Source organism: Streptomyces sp. NPDC007162 (assembly GCF_040634175.1).
In the GTDB taxonomy this organism is placed as follows: Bacteria; Actinomycetota; Actinomycetes; order Streptomycetales; family Streptomycetaceae; genus Streptomyces.
This window is the reverse complement of the sequence record NZ_JBEYFC010000911.1, coordinates 1-2,041: the sequence shown is the minus strand read 5'-3', so window position 1 is coordinate 2,041 and position 2,041 is coordinate 1. Positions and strand designations below refer to the sequence as shown.

Sequence of the window (2,041 nt, the reverse complement as noted above, 5' to 3'; positions counted from 1 at the left end):
GCCGTCGCCCGCTACCTGCCCGCCCGTCGGGGTCGTCGGCCCGGTCGGCGACCCACAGGAGGGCGAGTTCACGCAGGGCGGTGAGGTTGCCGGGCCGGAAGTAGTTGGACAGGGCCGCGTCGACCTTGTCCGGCTGGTAGATGTTGCCGTGCGCCATGCGCCGGCGCAGCGCCTGGGGTGACATGTCGACCAGTTCGATCTGGTCCGCGCGCCGTACCACCTCGTCGGGCACCGTCTCGCGCTGGCGTACCCCCGTGATGGCCTCGACGACGTCGCCGAGCGACTCCAGATGCTGGATGTTGACGGTCGAGACGACGTCGACCCCGGCCGCCAGCAGTTCCTCGACGTCCTGCCAGCGCTTGGCGTTGCGGGAGCCGGGCACGTTGGTGTGGGCGAGTTCGTCCACCAGCGCGACCGCCGGGGCGCGGCGCAGCACGGCGTCCACGTCCATCTCGGTAAAGGCGGCGCCCCGGTACTCCAGTTCCCGGCGCGGGACCTGCTCCAGGCCGTGCAGCATCACCTCGGTGCGCGGGCGCCCGTGGTGTTCGACGAAGGCGACCACGCAGTCGGTGCCGCGCTCCACGCGCCGGTGCGCCTCGGAGAGCATGGCGTAGGTCTTGCCCACGCCCGGCGCCGCACCGAGGTAGATCCGAAGCTTGCCGCGTGCCATGGTCCCATTGTCTTCCCGTAACTGCCGCCTACGCAGCGTCGACCTTACGGCCAACGGTCCCGGCCGGCGGGGCGGAAGACGGAGCTGCGGGCATCTTTGACGGAACCCTGATGGACGCCGGACCCCTGATGACGCCGACGCCGGAGCCGAAAAGAGCCGCACCCCGAAGGATGCGGCTCTCGAACGGTTCTTCTGGGCGCAGCGCCTAGCGGACCTCGGTGATCTCCGGTCCGCGCTGGAGCTGGCCCATGCCGCCGGAGAAGCGCGAGGACTCCTCCTGCTGGACGCCCTCGGGGACCATCTGGGCGTCGTTCGGCAGCTTCAGGACGATCGGGTCGCGGGGCGCCATCGGACCCTCGCCGCGGACCACCACCGTGTCCCGGAAGATCTGCTCCAGGAGCCCGGCGGCCTGCGGCTGCACCGCGCCCTGCCCGGAGATCACACCGCGCAGGAACCAGCGCGGCCCGTCCACGCCGACGAACCGCACGACCTGGAAGCCGCCCGTGCCGTCCGGCAGCTGCACCGGCACCTGGGCCCGCAGCTCCCAGCCCAGCGGACCCTCGACCTCGTCGACGATGCCGCCCTGCTGGGTGATGCCGGAGCCGATCTCCTCGCGCACCTCGCCCCAGATGCCCTCCCGCTTGGGTGCGGCGAAGGCCTGCAACTGGACGGCGCTGTCGCGCAGTACGACGGTCGCCGCGACGATCGCGTCGCCCGCGACCTCCACCCGGAGCTCCATGCCGTCCACTCCGGGCACGAACAGACCGCCGAGGTCCACCCGGCCCTCGCCGGGATCGCGCACCTCACTGGCGTCCCACGGCCCGTCGGGCCGGGGCTCCGGTTCCAGGCGTACGCGCTCGCGCTCGCCCTCTTCCTCGTCCGCCTCGGTGTCGACGCTGTCGACGACCTGCTCGGCCTCGCCGGCCGCGTCCTCGGCGGCACCCTTCTTGTTGCGACGTCCGAACACGTCACTGTCCTTCCCGGTCGGATACGACCGAAGCGTATCGATTCCCACCCGTCCGACCGCCCTCGGCGGCCTGACCGCTTGTGCCGCTCACGTCGCCCACCGCGGCATGACCGCCGGTGGACCCGAAGCCCCCCTCGGCCCGCGCCGAGTCGGGAAGTTCCGCCACCTCCTGGAAGCGGACCCTCTCGACCTGCTGGACGACCAGTTGGGCGATCCGGTCGAAGCGCTCGAACCGCACGGCCTCGCGCGGGTCGAGATTCACCACGATCACCTTGATCTCCCCACGGTACCCGCCATCAATCGTCCCCGGGGCATTCACGAGTGCCACACCGCACCGGGCGGCGAGCCCCGAACGAGGGTGCACGAAGGCCGCGTACCCGTCCGGGAGGGCGATCGACACCCCC

Annotated in this window: 2 protein-coding genes and 1 pseudogene; all 3 read right to left on the bottom strand. The window is 71.7% G+C overall.

The features are described 5' to 3' along the window. Positions 1 to 670 (bottom strand): annotated as a pseudogene (locus tag ABZ646_RS45715) (histidine kinase); the annotation flags it as partial. Between the two features lie 205 nt (positions 671 to 875). Further along, positions 876 to 1,637: a DUF3710 domain-containing protein gene (locus ABZ646_RS45710; RefSeq protein ID WP_360533460.1), complete on the bottom strand. Its 762-nt coding sequence runs from the start codon at positions 1,635 to 1,637 to the stop codon at positions 876 to 878. Between the two features lies 1 nt (position 1,638). Beyond that, a partial coding sequence (gene dut, locus ABZ646_RS45705; RefSeq protein WP_360533457.1) for a dUTP diphosphatase occupies positions 1,639 to 2,041 on the bottom strand: 403 nt, incomplete at its 5' end.